The sequence below is a fragment of the Notoacmeibacter ruber genome (genome assembly GCF_003668555.1).
Taxonomy (GTDB): domain Bacteria; phylum Pseudomonadota; class Alphaproteobacteria; order Rhizobiales; family Rhizobiaceae; genus Notoacmeibacter; species Notoacmeibacter ruber.
The window spans coordinates 2,532,749-2,549,606 of record NZ_RCWN01000001.1; the positions used below are offsets into that span (position 1 = coordinate 2,532,749).

13 protein-coding genes are annotated in these 16,858 nt (G+C 60.9%); 8 read left to right on the forward strand and 5 right to left on the reverse strand.

The features are described 5' to 3' along the window. Positions 1–11: 11 nt before the first annotated feature. Complete coding sequence (locus D8780_RS12095; RefSeq protein WP_121645821.1) at positions 12–1,145, reverse strand: hypothetical protein; 1,134 nt, start codon at positions 1,143–1,145, stop codon at positions 12–14. 483 nt (positions 1,146–1,628) lie between these two features. Between D8780_RS12095 and D8780_RS12105 the strand changes: the two genes are divergently transcribed. The 5 genes from D8780_RS12105 to D8780_RS12125 are packed head-to-tail and all read left to right on the forward strand — an operon-like array spanning position 1,629 to position 8,253. Beyond that, positions 1,629–1,940, forward strand: a complete 312-nt coding sequence (locus D8780_RS12105) for an Hpt domain-containing protein (RefSeq protein ID WP_121645823.1) — start codon at positions 1,629–1,631, stop codon at positions 1,938–1,940. After that, positions 1,937–4,003 (forward strand): hypothetical protein, encoded by a 2,067-nt coding sequence (locus D8780_RS12110; protein ID WP_121645824.1) that lies wholly within the window; start codon positions 1,937–1,939, stop codon positions 4,001–4,003. Before D8780_RS12105 ends, D8780_RS12110 begins: the two co-directional genes overlap by 4 nt. A gap of 1 nt (position 4,004) precedes the next feature. After that, positions 4,005–5,897: a glycosyltransferase family 2 protein gene (locus D8780_RS12115; RefSeq protein WP_121645825.1), complete on the forward strand. Its 1,893-nt coding sequence runs from the start codon at positions 4,005–4,007 to the stop codon at positions 5,895–5,897. Continuing rightward, a complete protein-coding gene (locus tag D8780_RS12120) occupies positions 5,894–7,330 on the forward strand; it encodes a hypothetical protein (RefSeq protein ID WP_121645826.1) in 1,437 nt (478 codons plus the stop codon). The genes D8780_RS12115 and D8780_RS12120 overlap by 4 nt, the downstream gene beginning before the upstream one ends. Beyond that, the gene (locus D8780_RS12125; protein ID WP_158598503.1) at positions 7,330–8,253 is read left to right on the forward strand and encodes a response regulator; all 924 of its coding nucleotides are present in this window, start codon (positions 7,330–7,332) and stop codon (positions 8,251–8,253) included. The genes D8780_RS12120 and D8780_RS12125 overlap by 1 nt, the downstream gene beginning before the upstream one ends. Before the next feature lie 146 nt (positions 8,254–8,399). On the opposite strand, the gene D8780_RS12130 is transcribed toward D8780_RS12125, so the two are convergent. Then, positions 8,400–9,749, reverse strand: a complete 1,350-nt coding sequence (locus D8780_RS12130; protein ID WP_121646548.1) for a WecB/TagA/CpsF family glycosyltransferase — start codon at positions 9,747–9,749, stop codon at positions 8,400–8,402. A gap of 208 nt (positions 9,750–9,957) precedes the next feature. Here D8780_RS12130 and D8780_RS12135 point away from each other — a divergent pair, with 208 nt between their 5' ends. The 3 genes from D8780_RS12135 to D8780_RS12145 all read left to right on the forward strand — a co-directional run bounded on the left by D8780_RS12135 (position 9,958) and on the right by D8780_RS12145 (position 13,542). Beyond that, a complete protein-coding gene (locus tag D8780_RS12135) occupies positions 9,958–10,572 on the forward strand; it encodes a response regulator transcription factor (protein WP_121645828.1) in 615 nt (204 codons plus the stop codon). Positions 10,573–10,703: 131 nt separating this feature from the next. Beyond that, positions 10,704–12,260, forward strand: coding sequence for a GumC family protein (locus D8780_RS12140; protein WP_121645829.1), 1,557 nt, complete (start codon positions 10,704–10,706; stop codon positions 12,258–12,260). Beyond that, a complete protein-coding gene (locus D8780_RS12145) occupies positions 12,247–13,542 on the forward strand; it encodes an O-antigen ligase domain-containing protein (protein WP_121645830.1) in 1,296 nt (431 codons plus the stop codon). The genes D8780_RS12140 and D8780_RS12145 overlap by 14 nt, the downstream gene beginning before the upstream one ends. Positions 13,543–13,856: 314 nt before the next feature. Here the strand turns inward: D8780_RS12145 and D8780_RS12150 are convergent, their stop codons facing one another. The 3 genes from D8780_RS12150 to D8780_RS12160 are packed head-to-tail and all read right to left on the reverse strand — an operon-like array spanning position 13,857 to position 16,856. Continuing rightward, on the reverse strand, positions 13,857–14,873 hold the full coding sequence (locus tag D8780_RS12150; RefSeq protein WP_121645831.1) for a glycosyltransferase family 4 protein: 1,017 nt from the start codon (positions 14,871–14,873) through the stop codon (positions 13,857–13,859). 25 nt (positions 14,874–14,898) lie between these two features. Continuing rightward, positions 14,899–15,894 carry a glycosyltransferase family 2 protein gene (locus D8780_RS12155; protein WP_121645832.1) on the reverse strand — a complete coding sequence of 332 codons (996 nt, stop codon included), beginning with the start codon at positions 15,892–15,894 and terminating at the stop codon, positions 14,899–14,901. 23 nt (positions 15,895–15,917) lie between these two features. Beyond that, entirely contained in the window at positions 15,918–16,856 is a 939-nt protein-coding gene (locus tag D8780_RS12160; protein WP_121645833.1) for a glycosyltransferase family 2 protein, read from the reverse strand. Positions 16,857–16,858 lie beyond the last annotated feature (2 nt).

Consider the following 16,858-nt stretch of genomic DNA (forward strand, 5'->3'; position numbering starts at 1 on the left):
GTGGCGGTTTTTTATGTTGCCGATCGAGTTTCGGACGAATTGCGAAGCGCCTGATGAAACGGCCCCAGAAGGCAGAGCCCGATCATGATCAGATAGCCGGTATAGAAACGGGTTTCCCACATCGGAGCGATGAAGAACTTTGCCGGAATGGTGAGCATGGCCGCCCCGACGATCGTGATAATGCGTGCGTCCACCTTGCGCCACTGAAAGACGATGAAGCCCGCTGCCAGTACTTCGACGCAGAAAACCGCCCACCAGCTCTCCGTGACGAGGCTACGGACAGCCCCCTTCACGATCGCGCCGATATAGGCGATCGGGGAAAAAGCCGGGTGAAACCCTTCGATCGTGGAAACCATCTCGATATTGGAAAAGTAGAAATGAACCCACCAGCCCGGATGGTCGGCGAGAACTGAGGTCACGAGATAGGTCGGCAACGCCAGAACCAGCATGACGACCATGGGCTTCCAGCCCGTGCGTGTAACGATGCCTGCGAGTGCCCAGAGACCAATGAAAGCCACGTGGTCGGGACGGGCCAGAATAGCGAGAAGCGAGGGCAGGATCGCAAGCCAGGACGCGCCGCGCAGCCAGAGCAGAACTCCGGCAAGCAGAAAAACGGTCGAAAAGAGATCGGGCACCACATACTGACCGAGATAACCGACATCGCTGAGCACCACGAGCGGCAGGATCAAAAGCGCGTCTGGAAGGCGCGCAGAGGGCCACACCCAGATGAGGCAGATGACGCCAATCGCCAGCACCGAAAACGTGCTGATGAGTCTCAGCGCATCAACCGGTTGCATGAACTCCGCCAGAAGAGACGCCGCTTCGACATAAAGCACCTTGATCCGATAGAAGGGCAGCATCGACTCGAAGGCGTCGGGGTCGGCATATTGATCGACCCGATACTGACGGTCTTCGGTGAGGACAACCAGTTCGCCTTTGCTGATCCTGTCACTGACTGCGCTCCACGCTGCGGCGTGAAGGTCGGCCGCGCTGGAGTAATCATCCTCGATCGCAACCGCCGTATAGGCGACCATGTCCCAGTTGGCGCGTGGGAAAAACCAGGACGCCGCCGCGATAATCAAAAAATAAAATGCGATCACGGCCACGAGACCGTATCGGCCAAGATTGCGATTGCTGAAATCCATTTGTCCAACGTTTTCTGCCGGTGCGAAATCAACATTCGTAGACGAGAAAAACAAAAGACTTCTTACGTATTGGAATTTCAAAGCGGTGCTCGGTGATCGCAGGCCGATCGAACAAGGCCAGCAAATCTGCCTATGCAAACGGATAGGCCGTCATGCGAAAGCGTGACTTTCTAACCTTCCGGCCGCGCCGCCGGATCCCTCGCTGCCCTTATAAAAGCATCCATCCGTGCCCCAACGGGATCAGCATGATGATGCGAAACATGAAAAAGTTTGCCGGTCCGATCTGGCCCGCCCAATGCAGACGCGTCGGCGGACCGAATGCCCGCTTGAGACCCTCGTTCCTTGTGCGCCATCGCCGCTTCAGCACGGATGATTTGCTGGCGCGGCAATGTCCGCTCATCACGCGTCACGGAGCGCCTCGCGGACCCGCGATGCGCCTACTCTCTATAGCTGAAAAGTCGAAAAGCGAAGGCGTGTCGTCAGATGTCCGATAGAGAATTCCACGAGCGACTGGCTGGCGCGCGCCGCCGCTTTGCGTCCCGTATCGATGAGCGCCTGCGCTCGGTCGAGAAGACCATCGCACAAGGCGACTTTGAAACGGCGAGGCGCATTCTCCACAATCTGGCCGGCGCGGCGCCGACCTTTGGCTTCGAAGCATTTGGGGCGAAAGCGCGCGAGATCGAGGCGCTCATAGCCGATGGATATCAATCGCGATCGCCCGGACCTGAGGAAACAAGCACCATCATTCGCGAAACGGCTCTTCTTCGCCACGATACGAAGGGGCTGGAAGCATGAAAGCCGTTCTTCTTGCCTTGATCCTGACCCTCAACCCGGGGACCGGGACCGCATTCGCTACCGATCGGCCGGGGCTTCAAACGCTGTTCGGTGCCATACCGGCCCTCTCGGAAGGAAGTGCGGCGCTTGATACGCTGACGTTTTCCGCGCCTCCGGCCATCTCCCGTTCAGCATCCGGGGATCGATCCACCTCTCCTGCGATAGGGCAGACAGACGCCCTCTCCTCGTCGTCAGACTTCCGGAGGGTCATCGGTCTGGATGAACTCGGTTTTGAGACGGGACTGGAATTCCAGGGCATGACCGGTCGCCGCGACCTCTTCTTTCCGGCACCCTCGACGGCAAGTTCGCTGCACCTTCGCCTCGTCTTTCGCGCAGGCGCAGCCCATGAGAGTCGGCGGACCCTCCGTATTCTCGTCAATGGACGATCTCTCGTCACCCGCGCGCTCCAGTCCGAAAACGAGAACTTTGTCATCGACGAAAAGATCGGGCCCGCTGCGATACGGGAGGGTTTCCTGCGTGTGAGCATCGAATATAGCGGAGCCTTCACGGAGGATCGCTGCCTCGATGAGCGGGTCGGCGGCGACTTCCTGCAATTGCAGGCATCGAGCCAACTCAGCATCGGCCTTTCACCCGAAGCCCTGACCGACAGCCGGGACATTCTGGCGCTCTTGCCGAAAGAGATCGACATACTGATCCCTCGCCGGGCCCTGGCAGCGGAGGAGGCCGAGGCGCTGATCCGCCTGAAGAGCCTTTTCGCCGCGCAGGGACGCACCGTCAGAGTTGCAGGGCTGAGCAGACAGGCGGTCACGAAAGGTGTGCCGGCTGGTATCTGGTCGCGGGGCCTGATCGCCATCGGCCAAGCCGACGAGTTGGGGCTGAAGGACCCCGGGTCTGACAGCGTCTTACGAACGACAATGACAGTTCAGGGTCCGGCGCTTCTCGTTTCCGGCGAAAGCCAGTCTTCCGCCGTGGATCTCCTGACCAGCCGCTGGCGGGATATCACCTTGGGCGACCGGGCTGATATCGCGGTGGTCGAGCGAAGCGAAACACAGCGCGAAACCTTTCGATTGACGGATTTGCAATCGACGACGCTTGTCGACAGCGCGGTCTTCGAAACAGGCTTCAGCGTCGTGGACCTGCCGGCCGGAACCCTGCCGAGCCATATCGATATCGCCCTGGCCCTGAGCCCCGACTTCGAAAGCCGGCCCGCAACGCTGGTGACCTATCTGAATGGCGTCATGTTGAATGGCAGCACGACGGAGGGCGGCGAGCATATTCGGCAAGTCTCACCCATCCCGTCAGGGCTTTTGGCGCGTGACAATTCGGTCGAGGTGCGTCTTCAGCGCCAGCCCTTGACCGGCAACTGCGCCAATCCCCCGCAAGGGTTCGACGTTCAGCTTCTGCCATCCAGCCGGCTGCGGCTCGTCGAAACCGGCGAAAGGCCGAGTGATTTCTTCGAACTGAGCTCGATCTTTGCCAAGGGCGTATCGATTTTCCTGCCGGAGTCGCCGAAAAATCCAGAGGAATGGCAGGCCCTCTCCAACATGATCACGGCGCTGATCCCGGCCCGGGCCCCTGTCGACGTTCGCATCGGCGCACCAACCGGCCCAATCGCCGAACCATTTATCTTTGTGGGACCGGCTCTTCCGAAGACGATGACCGCCCCGCTTTCTCTCCACGACCGCCGTCTCGTGCTGCGGGACGCGGACGGTCGAATCTTGATCGATATTGAAGGGGGAAACCGCCCCGGCATCGTTCAGATTGCCGCGACGGACAAGGCTTATGGTCTCTGGTGGCGTCCAGGTACCACCGAGCCGGCCGAAGCTCTCATAAGCGGGCTCGATCGGGGCAATATCGCGATCATCGAGGAAGGACGCATTGGCTTCGCCTTTTCCACCGAGCGCGATCGGCTCGTGGAGATCGACCACCCCACCAATGCCGGCTTCTGGAATACGGTACGCGGCTATCGCGCGTGGATGATCGGCGCTGTGTGGCTGGCGCTAACGGCCGGCTTCGTCGCGGTCCTCTCCGTGGCCTCCCGGCGTCGTCGCGGGAGCCAATAAGATGGCTCTCTCCGCAACCGATAACGCCATTGGCAACTATCTCGTCGAGCGACGGCAAATCACCTTGCAGCAACTCGATGAAGCCGCCGGCAAGGCCACGCGATGGGGCGTGAGTCTCGGTGACGTTCTGCTCGCGAAAGGCTGGATCAGGGCGCAGGATTACTACAAGTCGCTGGCCAACAACCTCTTTCTGCCCTTCGTAAATCTGATCGATGAGCCGCCAGATCAGGAGCTTCTTGCGGGCCTGGATCAAAACCTTCTGTCCGAGAGCCTCATCATGCCGTGGCGGCAGGAAGGCGAGCGGATCATCCTGGCGACTGCACGTCCAGGCCCGGAGACGATTCTCCTCGCGCAGAAGATCTGGGGCGACCGCTTCGACATTGTGGTGACCTCCAAATTCGACATTATCTGGTCGCTGCAGAAGATCTATCGCGCCGTCCATTCTCACCGAGCGGTCTACGAATTGGCCGAAGTGGACCCCGACATGTCGGCACGGCAGGTTCTTGGCACCGGTCAGATCATCGTCATCTACGGTCTGATCTCTCTGTTGCTCCTCGGTGCCGTCATCGCGCCCGTCGCCACCTTAATCGCGCTGAACCTGCTGCTGACGATCTTCTACCTAGGAAACTCTCTATTGCGGGCCGCGCTCGTCTGGACTGGTGGCCTTGGGCAGGAAGACTTCGCGCGCCGGCTCGATATCCGAGCAAAGGCGCTTCGCGACGAAGAACTGCCAACCTACACCATTCTGGTGCCGATGTTCCGCGAGCCCGAAACGCTTCCGATCCTTGCCCAGGCGTTGCGCAGCCTCGACTATCCGCTGGCGAAACTGGATATCAAGCTTGTCCTGGAGGAGAACGACAGCGAGACCATCGAGGCGGCAAAGGCGCTTGGTCTCGAAGGCATCTTCGAGATCATCCGCGTGCCGGAATCCCAGCCGCAAACGAAACCCAAGGCATGCAATTACGCCCTGCAATTCGCGCGAGGCGAATTGCTCGTCATCTACGATGCGGAGGACAAGCCGGAAACCGACCAGCTCCGCAAGGTCGTCGCGGCCTTTCGTCTGTCGTCGGACAACACGGCCTGCATCCAGTGCCGGCTCAACTACTACAACGCCAGAGAAAACTGGCTGACCCGAATGTTCACGCTCGATTATTCGCTCTGGTTCGACCTGATGCTGCCGGGCCTGCAGCGCATGGGCATTCCCATCCCTCTCGGCGGCACGTCCAACCACTTCAAGATCGACGTCCTGCGTGAACTACACGCATGGGATCCCTTCAACGTCACGGAAGATGCCGATCTCGGCATCCGCATGACCCAGAAGGGCTACCGCGTCAGCGTGATCGACTCCACCACCTTCGAAGAAGCCAATTGCGAAGCCGGCAACTGGATCAGGCAGCGCTCGCGATGGATCAAGGGGTACATGCAGACGTTCCTCGTCCATACCCGCCGCCCGCTTCACCTGTTGAAGACGATTGGCCTCCGGGGCGTGACAGGCTTCGCCTTCTTCATCGGCGGCACGGCTCTGTCCGGCATTCTCAATCCCATCTTCTGGTCGATATTCGCCATCTGGCTGACCACCGAGACGGCGGGGTTCGACCCGTTCTTTCCGCCAATCGTTCTCTATTTCGCGCTGTTCAACCTGCTGATCGGCAACGGCCTGATGATCTTCCTGACCCTGATCGCACCCTTCCGGCGGGGCTGGATGGATCTCATCCCCTACGGCACTTCGGTGGTCGGCTATTGGATGCTGATGTCGATCGCAGCCTACAAGGCGCTGTGGCAACTCGTCGCAAAGCCTTTCTATTGGGAAAAAACCCGACACGGCATTTCCCGGCAAACGGCTCTTGAGATCGAGAAGGCCAGGACGGCGCAGATGGAAGGACATCTGGCTTGAACCCGCTCTCTTCTTTCCTCCTTTTCTGGTCGTCGCTGTTTCTGGGCTGTCTCTTTTGTGCGATTGCTCTTCAGCATGCCGGTTACATCTCCGATGCCGTGGCCACCCTTTCGGGGCAGGCCATAGCCGCCGCGCAAGGTGGCAGCAGCTTCTCGGGCCTGCTGACGGCGTATCCCCCACTTCCACGCCTGCTGACCTATGTCGTCGCCCTCATGGAGCCGCGTTTTCCGGCGCTGGTGGCGGGCGCACTCCTGCTCTCCCTGCTCGGCAGCCTGCTCTATCAGCAGATGGCCGGCAAAGAGGACGACCGTTTCAACCATTTATCCGCAGCGGCGTCGGCTTTGCTTCTGCTGGCCGGGCCACACAGCCTTCTCGCCATGGTCGAGGGGCCGGAAGCGGTACTAATGGCCCTTGCTATCTTCGTTCTGGGCCAGGGCATGTTCGATCTGCGATCGGAGGCATCGGCCGTAGCGGCAATGAAGATCGCACTTGCCATGATGCTGCTTGTTCTGTCAGGCCCGACGGGGATGATCTTCGCCATCGCCTGCCTGCCTTTCCTGGCCCTCTGCCTGCCGGGGGACCTGAGGCGGCAACGCCCCGATGCAATCTACCTTACCTTCCTCTTTCCGGCTCTGTTCGGCATTGGAAGCTTCCTCTACCTGCGCTGGCTTTTCGGAGCCAATGATGCGGCGACGGGGATTAGCGGCGCATTCCAGACGCTATCGCTGACCGAGCCCGCCAAACCCTCAACCTTGGCGGCAGCACTCATCGCGCTCGCAGCTCTCGGTCCACCTCTCGCTTGGAAGGTCTTGCGCTCGTGGCGGAAGCCGGTCCTCATGGAGCCATTGACGGGCCTCATATTGAGCGTCGCCGCTGCGGCAGTCCTGACCTTCATCTTCCATACCGGGCGGCTGCCCATCCTGATGACAGCCTCTGTCCTCGGTGTCCTGGCGACTTGCATTGCGCGTGTGTCGGTCGGCCGCTGGGCCATGATTGCAGTTCTCGCCATCGGAACGGGAACGGCGCTCGGCTGGATAGCCTTCGCCGGCAACGTGAGCGGGGCGCGAGGCATATCAAACGTCTCTTCAAGCCAATCGGCTGTGGCAGAGCTTCGACCCATCGCCGAAGCGCTCGATTCACTCGATGGCGTCATGCTGGACGGCATCAGCCATCCACAAATCCTGACGTTCATGTCGTCGACCAATGGGCTAAGCCTTCCCGGCAGCACGGATTTTGAAATCGATCTTCTTCGAAAGGCGATCACGGCGCCGTTCTTCGCGGTCCCGGACCCGATGCATGCGGCTGCCCGCCAGGGGCGCATCAACCGGGCTTTCCCGGAGGCCTTCGACCACGGCCTGCCGGGCTATGAAAGAATTTATGATGAGAATGGCTGGCGCATATACGCCAGAGTCGGACAGGCAGGGGGATGGTAATGCGGATATTGGTCGTCGACGATTCCGAAGATGCGCGCGACATTCTGTCGGCGGCACTGGCGATAGGCGGCTATGAGGACGTCGATTATGCCGAATCCGGTGAGAACGCGCTGTCAATGCTGGGCGTCGAACCGCGCAACACTGCCGGCCAGCACTTCGACGTCATCTTGATCGACGTCATCATGCCGGGCCTCAACGGCATCGAGACCTGCGCAAAAATCCGCTCCGATGCGCGCTATCAGGACACGCCCATCCTGATGGTCACGTCGATCAACGACAGCGGATCGCTCTCTCACGCATTTATCGCGGGAGCGACGGACTACGTCACCAAACCCTTCAATCGCACCGAATTGCTGGCGCGGATGCGCAGCGCTTGCCGACTGAAGGGTGAGGTCGACCGCCGCCATGCAAGAGAAGCGGACACGAAAAGCGCGCCCGCCGGGAACGAGCAGACCGGGCCGTCGCAGACCTTCCATCCGATCACCGGCTTGTTCGGGCCCAGCATACTCGAAACCTGGTTGCGGTCGGACGCCGCTCCTATGCCAAGCTGCATTCTCGCGGTCGCGATCAGGAATGGAAAACGGCTTCGCTCCGTCCACGGAAGCAAGCATGTCGAAGTCGGGATGAAGACCATTTCAGATGCCCTCGGACGGCTGCCCGCCGGATTGACGGATTTTTGCGCTCACTATGACGACGACATTCTTATCGTGTGCCTGCACGGGACCAGCGCGAGACAGGATGCCGCCCTGATCTCGGCCATTGCCGAACGCGTCCGGCGGTTGGAGATCCAGACAGCGGAGAGCGCGGTCGAAACCACGCTTTCGGTCGGTATCGGAGAAGCCCGACCGGAGGGCGAAATCCCGTCGAAGCACTCCCTGGTCTCGACTGCCATCGAACGGATGGAACTCGTCCGCTCGCGATAGAAACACGATCAATGCCGCATTGGGGCGCGACGAAATCCTCACTCCGTCCATCTTTCTTCGCAACCGATAACGAAAACGCCACAGGCCGCCAATGTCTGGATCACAAACATTGGCGGCCTCTGGCATTTCTAGAGTTTCTGGAGTTTTCAGTAAGCGCCGCGACCGGTGAAGACTGCGCGGAACGTCAGGGCCAGGAGGGCCAGATCCAGCGCGACCGATTTGGACCGGACATAAGCGACATCCATATCGACCATTTTCTGAAACCCGATCTCCGCACGTCCGGACACCTGCCAGACGCCAGTCAGCCCCGGTTTGCACGCAAGGCGCTCATGCGCTTCCGGCGGATAGGCGGCAACTTCGCTCGGCAGGGCCGGTCGTGGACCGACGACACTCATCTCACCCTTCAGAACATTGAACAGCTGCGGCAATTCGTCCAGCGAGTAGCGACGAAGCACACGGCCGACACTCGTAACACGCGGATCGTTCTTCGCTTTGAAGCAGATGCCCCGTCGGTCGGCCAGAGCAAGGACTTCCGACCGCCGCTTTTCGGCATCGACATACATCGTCCGGAACTTGAGCACTTCGAAGGGCTGGCCATTTTCACCCGTGCGAACCTGCCGGAACAACACCGGACCGCGCGAGCCGAGCTTGATGGCAACGGATATGAGCGCAAGAAGAGGGGCAAGGCACATCACCGCACCACCGGCCACGGCCACGTCGATGGCCCTGCTTTGCCAATTCGGAGAGCGTCCGAGTGCGCGCCGTTTTGCACCTTCACCAAAGGCGCGGGCCACAAAGGTCGCATTGCCGATCAGATAGCGCTTGGCAAGACGGCGCGGCTCCAGCGCCAGCCGCCAGGCCCATTCCAGCCGCGCCTTGCGAAGAAGGAGCGGCGCTCGTTTCACACGTCCGGACCAGAAGTCGAACTGTGCGCCCACGCCCATCACCAACGACGCGTTGAGGCGATGGCGGTTCCGCGCGATCCAGACATCCTGCTGCGGTACGCCAAGGGCGACGAGAACGATATCGGCACCCGAGCGGTTGATCTGGTCTATGATATCGTTCTGCTGCGTATCGTCGAAATAGCCGTGCCGCGTACCGGCGACCGTCAGGCCGGGCACGAGATCGGCCGCGCGCTCGGCAGCCTGCCGGGCAACGCCCTCGCGGCTGCCGAAGAAGAACACCGACATGTTGCGTTTCGCCGCTTCCTTGCAGAGCGGCAAAAAGAGGTCGGTTCCGTTGAGGTTCTCGGAAAAGCTCTGGCCGTTCAGTCGCGCGGCCAGCGCCACTCCAGCGCCATCTGGCAACACATAACGGGCCTTTTTCAAGGCCCACTGATATTCGACCGATCCGGCCGCAACGTTGATGCAGTGCGCATTGACGAAAGCTGCGGTCTTTTTGCCGGCCGGGTCGTCGAGCATCATTTCGATCGTCTCGCTCTTGCTGTTGCGGACGATGTCGAGATCGAAAAGTTGGCAGGTATCGAGTTGTTTCATGTTCGCCTCCGTGATGTGCACCGAGACTGCCACGGCACCACGAAGGCGGCGGCTCATGAAACGAATAGCTTCGAGGCGGAAAGCATCGCGGCGCGATACTGACCGGTATTCAGGCCCTATACGAAATAGATGAAATCCTACACAACAGGTTTACCGGATAGCGGAAGGTCTGTGTTATGTCTTCTTACGGATCACGGGGAGAGGTGGGATGAAAGTACTTTTGGCAGACGATCACGAACTGGTTCGCGACACGATCTGCGCCTTCCTGCAAAACGAAAAGGATATGTCCATCTCGGTCGCTGCCGATTTTCCCGACGCTGCGGACAAGATGACGACGGCTGGTCCTTTCGACCTTGTGCTTCTCGATTATTCGATGCCCGGAATGGACGGGCTGGAAGGCCTTAAGAAAGCGATCGATCTGAATTTCAGAAGCCCTGTCGCGATTATCTCGGGAACGATCGATCGGCCTACGGCTGAAGAGGCGCTGGCCCTCGGAGCGGCCGGGTTTCTTCCAAAGACCATCGCCGCGAAATCCCTGATCCATGCCATCCGCTTCATGGCCGCCGGCGAACAATACGCTCCGATCCAGTTCCTGACCGAAGTAGAAGAGCAGTCGACCCACCCGCTTGCGGAGAAACTCACGGACCGCGAATTGCAGGTCCTCGAGGGCTTGGTAAAGGGCCAGTCGAACAAGGAAATCGCTCGCGAACTTGCGTTGCAGGAGGTGACGATCAAGCTTCACGTCAAGACGCTCTGTCGCAAGCTCGATGCGAAGAACCGCACCCAGGCGGCCATCATCGCCAAGGAAGAAGGCCTGTTCTAGGGCACGCCCCACGTCCGGGCCATCCTTTTGGATAGTCCGACCGATCCTTCCTGGCACTGCCCTATGCGATGACGCGTCCCTCTCGGCTCCCGACTGCCGGTAGATTGCGCGCATCAAGAGGAGCCTGCCCCATGAACGCCCCCCTAGCCCGCCTTGTCGGTCAGCCAATCCCTGTGGAATTGCGTGAAGCCGAGCCCGCTCAGCCGGAGACCGAATCGAAGTCCGGGCGCTCGCCCTTTTCAATTCTTCGCCTGGTCCGCACGCCGCTTCGCGGCCTTTCCTTCTGGCGCCTCGTCCGCGGTGGCCGGATCGGCGATGCTGGGCGTCTGCCACGCTATTTTCTGGTGACCGGGGCCCTGTTGGGTACAATCTGGCTACCGATCATTCTTTATCTGCAGTTCGCGCCCGTGCAGTACACGTCCAGCGTCTCTCTGATCTTGCCGGGCGCTGGCGTCTCCAGTTCCGTCAGCCTGTCGGAGATCGGGCAGGCGTCCACATCGGCGAATTCGCCCTATGCCAGCTCGTCCATCAGCCCGACGGTCACCTATCAGAAATTGGTGCAGTCCGGCCGCGTGATCCGCCGCGCCTCGTCCGATTCCGGCATTGAAGAAGCCGCATTCGGTCGACCGAGGGTCAAGCTGGTCGATCAGACCAGCCTCATGCAGGTGCAGATGAAGGGCCGCACGCCGGACGCCGCACGCGAACGGACCGAAGCCCTTCTGACGGCGTTTCTCACCGAACTGAGCGAATTGCGCGACGACGAGATGAAGCGCCGTGAGGCTTCGGTAACGGACACCGTCCGCAAGTATCAGGATGCGGTGAACGTGATCCGCGACAAGATCAGCGACGTGCAGGTCCAGACGGGGCTCAGCTCGCAGGACCAGTTCCACAATATCGTCCAGACGAAAGAAACGCTCCTTTCGCGCATCGCCGAAGGGCAAGCGGAACTGCAGAATACAGACCGTGCCGTTGCCTCGCTGGCCGGCCTTCTTGGCATTTCGCCCGAAGCGGCGGCGAGAACGATCAAGCTGCATGTCGATCCCGAATATGCATCCCTGTCGAAGAGCCTGGCGGACGAAACATCCAAACTGGCCTCGCTCGGCAAGCTCTATGGCCCTCGCCATCCGGAGGTGGTCTCCGTTCGCGAACGGCACGACGGCATTCAGTTGCGCATGGTCGAACGCGCCGTGGACGTGACCGGCCTGCCGGCCGACCAACTGCGGGGACAAGTCGAGCGCGCCGCCGACGGCGAGCGTGGAACGCTTCTGGCCCGCGTCATTTCCGAAGTCGCCAAACGCGATGGTCAGCGCGCCCGGCTGAAGGTTTTGCGCGATGAGTTGAAGAATACCGAGGCCCGCGTTGTCGAACTGGTGACTGCAGCATCCAATCTCGACAAGCTCAATCGCGATTACAAGGTGGCACAGGCCGTCTTCACCTCCGCGCTTGCACGGCTGAATGCGTCCAAGACCGATGTTTTCGCGTCTTATCCCATGGTGCAAATCGCCGAGCCGCCGAGCCTTCCTTTCGAGCCGTCTTCGCCCAACAGGCTGCTGGCCATTATCGCCGGAATCGTAGCCACGCTCTTCGCAGGCACAGGCCTGATGCTCACCTGGTTGCGGCGGCCGCTGATCGACAAGCTGAGCGGAACCCTTCGCAAGACCGGTCCTGCGCCCGATGAAGCGGAATAATCCCGCAGAAGGGTTCGTCTTCTGGTCGATGACGCTGACCTGGGCGTTCTACGCCCTTGGCGCCCTCTACATTGTCGGCCCGGTGGTCGCATGGCTTCTCGCCGGTCTGGCTGCGATCTCGCTCTACCTTGGCGCAGCCATGCGGTCGGACCTCCGTGCGACCGGGCCAGTGCCAGCCCTTGTCTGGCTGTGGGGCCTCGGCATGGCGGTCATGCTCATCGCGCTCTGGATCGGTCATCTGGATTGGAGCCTCGGCCTCGCCAAAACGATCAAATCGTCGATCGGCTGGGCAAAAGGCTGGGCGCTCCTCTTCCTCCTGCCATTTGCCGGCGCGGTTCTGCCGATCCGCCGTCTGGTGCTGATCAGAAGCCAGAACATTGTCGGCCTCTGCACATTCCTATTGCTGCCACTGCTGGTGGTGGCTCCTACTCTCGGCCTGCCGGAGAAGATCTTCGTTTCCCCCCTCAAGGCGGCGGGCGGGCCCGGCCCCGAATACTTCTCCGTCTATCTCTATACGCTCGATCCGGCGAGTTGGACGCCGCGCTGGCAATTCTACGCGCCCTGGTCGCCCTTTGCGGGCCTGCTGGGTGTCGTGATGGTCTGTTTCGCCCTTGAAGATCGCGACCGCCGCTGGCTGCTCGCGGGCGTTCTGGCCGGACTCGCGATGATCTTTCTGTCGAAATCCCGGATGAGCCTCGTCGCGCTGGTCGTCTGCACCGTCACACCGCGCATGATGCCGCTCCTGGCGAAGGGCTTTGCTTGGCAGATCGCGGCCGGTTTCGCCGCGTCCATGGCGGTCCTCGGCACAGCCCTTCTCGATTTCGTGCTGGGCGGCATTGCTGCTTTCAAATCAGCGCGGGCCGACAGCACACGCGTCCGCGAAACACTTCAACGGATCGCTTATGAGCGCTGGCAAAATGAAGCGGTCTGGTTCGGGCATGGCACGGTGCAGCCCGGTCCGCATCTGGTGGAATACATGCCGATCGGCAGCCACCACACCTGGTATGGTCTGCTTTTCGTGAAAGGTCTGACCGGATTCTTCGCGCTTGCCATTCCGATGACCGTCCACTTTTTCGTGGCGGCGGTCGACAGTGTCCGCCACCCCCGCGGTCGTCTACCGCTCTCGATCATGCTGGCCATGCTGATTCTGACGTTCGGCGAGAATATCGAAATCGAGGCCTATCTTTTGTGGCCGGCCCTTCTCCTCCTTGGCATCCACGCCCGCGAGATGGCTGCCGAGCGCTCGGCAAAGACCGAGCAACCGGCCGTTCAACCTTCCTGATTGGTCGCCGGGATCGACCGCCTCCAACCCGCGACTTTCACCCGTTCGCCGATTGGTAAGCACCATGAGGAACGAGCACGCGCGCAGTTCGGTTCTCGTGCGTGACGAAGACGTCCCATCATCGGCGTCCTTTGCCCTGACTGTTCCGGCTACTCATAGGTGGAGCGCTCTTGAAGGTAGTCTCGATCGCAGGTCCTTGTACCGCCGAAGCAACCTTGGAAACGGCTTGAAACCCTTGACCGAAAAAAGGAAGGCCGCCGGTTCGAAAACCGGCGGCCGAACTGCCTGATCGGTGGGAAGGAGGGACGTTTTGATCAGGCAGCTTGAGCGAAGTCGGAATTGGATCCGACTACATTGTCGAGGAGGCTGTTCCAGCCGTGAGCGAAACGGTTCTCGGCGTTGCGCGCGACGTCGCGAAGGTGCGAACCCCGCTGGGCAAGGGCATGAGCGTCGAACGTTTCGAAGAAGGCGCGCCAGCCATCGACGCTGTTTTCGCCGATATCGGTGGCACCGCTCTTGATGTGATCGTTGAGACCATCAATGCGCGGGCAAAGGAGCGGGCGGCCAGCCGCCATCGATTCCAGCGCGACAAGGCCATAGGGCTCCCAGCGCGACGGCATGGCGATGAGATCGCAATGTCTGACGGCTGTGGCGGTATCGGCAAGGTATCCGTGGAACGCGATCCGCGGATGATCGTCGGCCATCGCCGTGAGACGCCCCCGGTCGGGTCCATCGCCGAAGAGGCTGAGATGCAGGTCCTGGCGGCGGCTTTCGCGGAAAGCATCGATCAGGATATCGAAGCCCTTCTGCTCGCTGAACCGGCCGATCGCGCCGATCGTGATGGTCTTGCCGGGCTCGCGGTCCGGCAGCTCGAAAAATGATGAGAGATCCGCGCAGGAAGGCACGGTCTCCAGGCGCGAACCGCCACAATAATCGCGCCGGCGCATCCAACCCGCCTGCGCCTCGCTGACCGCGACCACCTTGTCGAATAGCGAATAGGCCGTCTTCATTAGCGTATCGAACCGCCCGCGAACATCGACATTCGCCGTCACAAAACGCTCGCAATAGCTGTGCTCGACGTGAATGATCGGATGGTTCGGATAGATGGCCCGCAGCGCGGTGAGCAGCGGCAGATTGGCCCAGCTTATCGACAGATGCGAGACGATCACGTCAGTCGAGAGGCTGGGCGGCGATAGCTGCCCCCGCCGCACACGCTCGATGCGGTGCTGATGGCGCCGCGCAAGTGCCGGCGCTGCGGCCATGTGCTCGAGCATGCGGTTGATGCCGCCAAAGGATGCATCGTCGATGAGATGGGTGACTGCGCGGATCATGGCGTTGATCTCCTTTTCAGCGGTTTCAGGCGACGCGACGGCCGAGCATGCTGCGTTCGGCGAAGAGGTAGATGCCGGCGCCGAGCACTTTCAGCGTCACCGCCGCTGCGATGGTGATGGTGGTTTTGACCGGCTCCTCAAGAAGCGGGCGGGGTGAGGCCCGCAGCGACTGGCGGCAGAGGCTCCATGCCAGATTGCCATTGCGCATTGAGACCGCGCGGCGGCAGAGATAGCGAAGCTGATAGGCGGTGGCTGCACCGCCATGCCGCTTGATCAGAGCCGGCGCGATGCGGCCGATCTTGTCGCGCATGCGGGTCCAGGTCTCGAACTGGCGCTCGACATTGGCCGACAAGGCGCCGGTGTGGATCCGGTAGAGCGTCAGCAATCCGGGAATGCCCTCGATCTTCCAGTCCTGGGTCAGGGCAAAGCGCAGCCATCCCTCGATATCGTCGGACTGGCGGAAGTTCTCGTCGAACCACCAGTCGCGCTCGGTTTCATAGACGGGCCGGTAGGCAAAACCGTCGAGCGCCTCACGCCGCATGACGGGCGCCGATCCATTGCCGATCGGATTGCGCTTGAAGATATCGGCCGGCTTCAGATTGCGGAGCTTGGGTCGCTGGTCGATACCGATCGGCCTGCTGTTCTGGTCGATCATGCGTGATCCGGAGAAGCTGATGCCGACATCCGGATTGGTGCGAAAATGATCGATGTGGCGCTCCAGCTTCTCCGGCAGCCACAGATCGTCGGCATCGCAGAAGCCGATGAACTCGCCCCTGGATTCATGAATTCCGGTGTTGTGGGCGCCGGCCAGACCGCGATTACGCTGGGTAATCAGCCGAATTCGTGCGTCTTCGAAGCTGCGGACAATTTCGACCGTCCGGTCGTGGGATCCGTCGTCGACGACGACGATCTCGAAATCGGCGAATGTCTGCGCAAGCAGCGATTGGAGTGTTTCGGCAATGGTCGCTTCCACATTATAGGCCGGAACGACGATGCTGGCGGTTGGGTGGGTCTTGGACATGGTAAGCTCCCTTGTCTCGAAGGTCAGTTTGCAAAGGTTCGGTTGTGGACGGCGCGGGGCAGCAGCGGCGCGATCATCGCGGCCGCAGCGGTCAGGGCGCCGCGCCTTGGATCGGAGAAAAAGCCGACGGGACTCTTGGCCAGCGCGGCCGCGACCAGACGCAGCGCGGTCAGCTTTTCGGCCCGAAGGCGCAGCGCGCGGCGGGCGAGATAGCGAAGATGGATCGCCTCGGCAGCGGCAATCTCCGAGCGCTTGAGATTCGGGTGCATCCGCCGCACGAGGGCAAGCGTCTGGCTCCAGCCTTCATGCATCGCGTCCAGGTTGGACGATAACCCATCCTCGCTCGTCCGGTAAAAGACCAGGAGTTCATCGATCCCTTCGATGCGGGCACCCGTTCCGATCAGCCGGATCAGCCATTCGACATCCTCGCCGTAGCGAAGCGAATTGTTGAAGCCACCGCTTTCCTGAAAGGCACTGCGCAGCACCACGATATTCGACATGGTGCAAACGGCGTTCTCCCGGAGAAGATCGCGCGCGGTCAGAGCGCCGGCGCGGACCGTCGACTGGATACGAACATCTTTCGGTGTCTCGCGGAAAAAGCCAATCCGACCATAAATGGCTTCCGGGCTGTCCGGTTCTGCGAAACGCTCCGCCATCAGCGCCAGCTTCTCCGGCGACCAGATATCATCTGCATCGAGGAAAGCGATGTATTTGCCGGTCGCGTGAACGAAGGCCCCGATATTACGGGCACGGCTCGGGCCGCCATTGGTGAGCGCGACCACCCGCATGCGCGGATCGCTCATGGCAAAGGCGTGGGCGATCGTGCGCGAGGCATCGCTGGAGCCGTCGTCGACGATGATCGCCTCGAAATCAGCGAAGATCTGGTTCGACAGGGAGACCAGCGCATCAGCCAGCGTCTCCTCGGCATTGTAGCACGGTACGATAACGGAAAAGAGCGGCATGA

Bases quoted from the DNA above. Each gene is read 5' to 3' on its own strand.
- D8780_RS12095 (WP_121645821.1), bottom strand. From the start codon at position 1,145: ATGGATTTCAGCAATCGCAATCTTGGCCGATACGGTCTCGTGGCCGTG.
- D8780_RS12105 (WP_121645823.1), top strand. From the start codon at position 1,629: ATGTCCGATAGAGAATTCCACGAGCGACTGGCTGGCGCGCGCCGCCGC.
- D8780_RS12110 (WP_121645824.1), top strand. From the start codon at position 1,937: ATGAAAGCCGTTCTTCTTGCCTTGATCCTGACCCTCAACCCGGGGACC.
- D8780_RS12115 (WP_121645825.1), top strand. From the start codon at position 4,005: ATGGCTCTCTCCGCAACCGATAACGCCATTGGCAACTATCTCGTCGAG.
- D8780_RS12125 (WP_158598503.1), top strand. From the start codon at position 7,330: ATGCGGATATTGGTCGTCGACGATTCCGAAGATGCGCGCGACATTCTG.
- D8780_RS12130 (WP_121646548.1), bottom strand. From the start codon at position 9,749: ATGAAACAACTCGATACCTGCCAACTTTTCGATCTCGACATCGTCCGC.
- D8780_RS12135 (WP_121645828.1), top strand. From the start codon at position 9,958: ATGAAAGTACTTTTGGCAGACGATCACGAACTGGTTCGCGACACGATC.
- D8780_RS12140 (WP_121645829.1), top strand. From the start codon at position 10,704: ATGAACGCCCCCCTAGCCCGCCTTGTCGGTCAGCCAATCCCTGTGGAA.
- D8780_RS12145 (WP_121645830.1), top strand. From the start codon at position 12,247: ATGAAGCGGAATAATCCCGCAGAAGGGTTCGTCTTCTGGTCGATGACG.
- D8780_RS12150 (WP_121645831.1), bottom strand. From the start codon at position 14,873: ATGATCCGCGCAGTCACCCATCTCATCGACGATGCATCCTTTGGCGGC.
- D8780_RS12155 (WP_121645832.1), bottom strand. From the start codon at position 15,894: ATGTCCAAGACCCACCCAACCGCCAGCATCGTCGTTCCGGCCTATAAT.
- D8780_RS12160 (WP_121645833.1), bottom strand. From the start codon at position 16,856: ATGCCGCTCTTTTCCGTTATCGTACCGTGCTACAATGCCGAGGAGACG.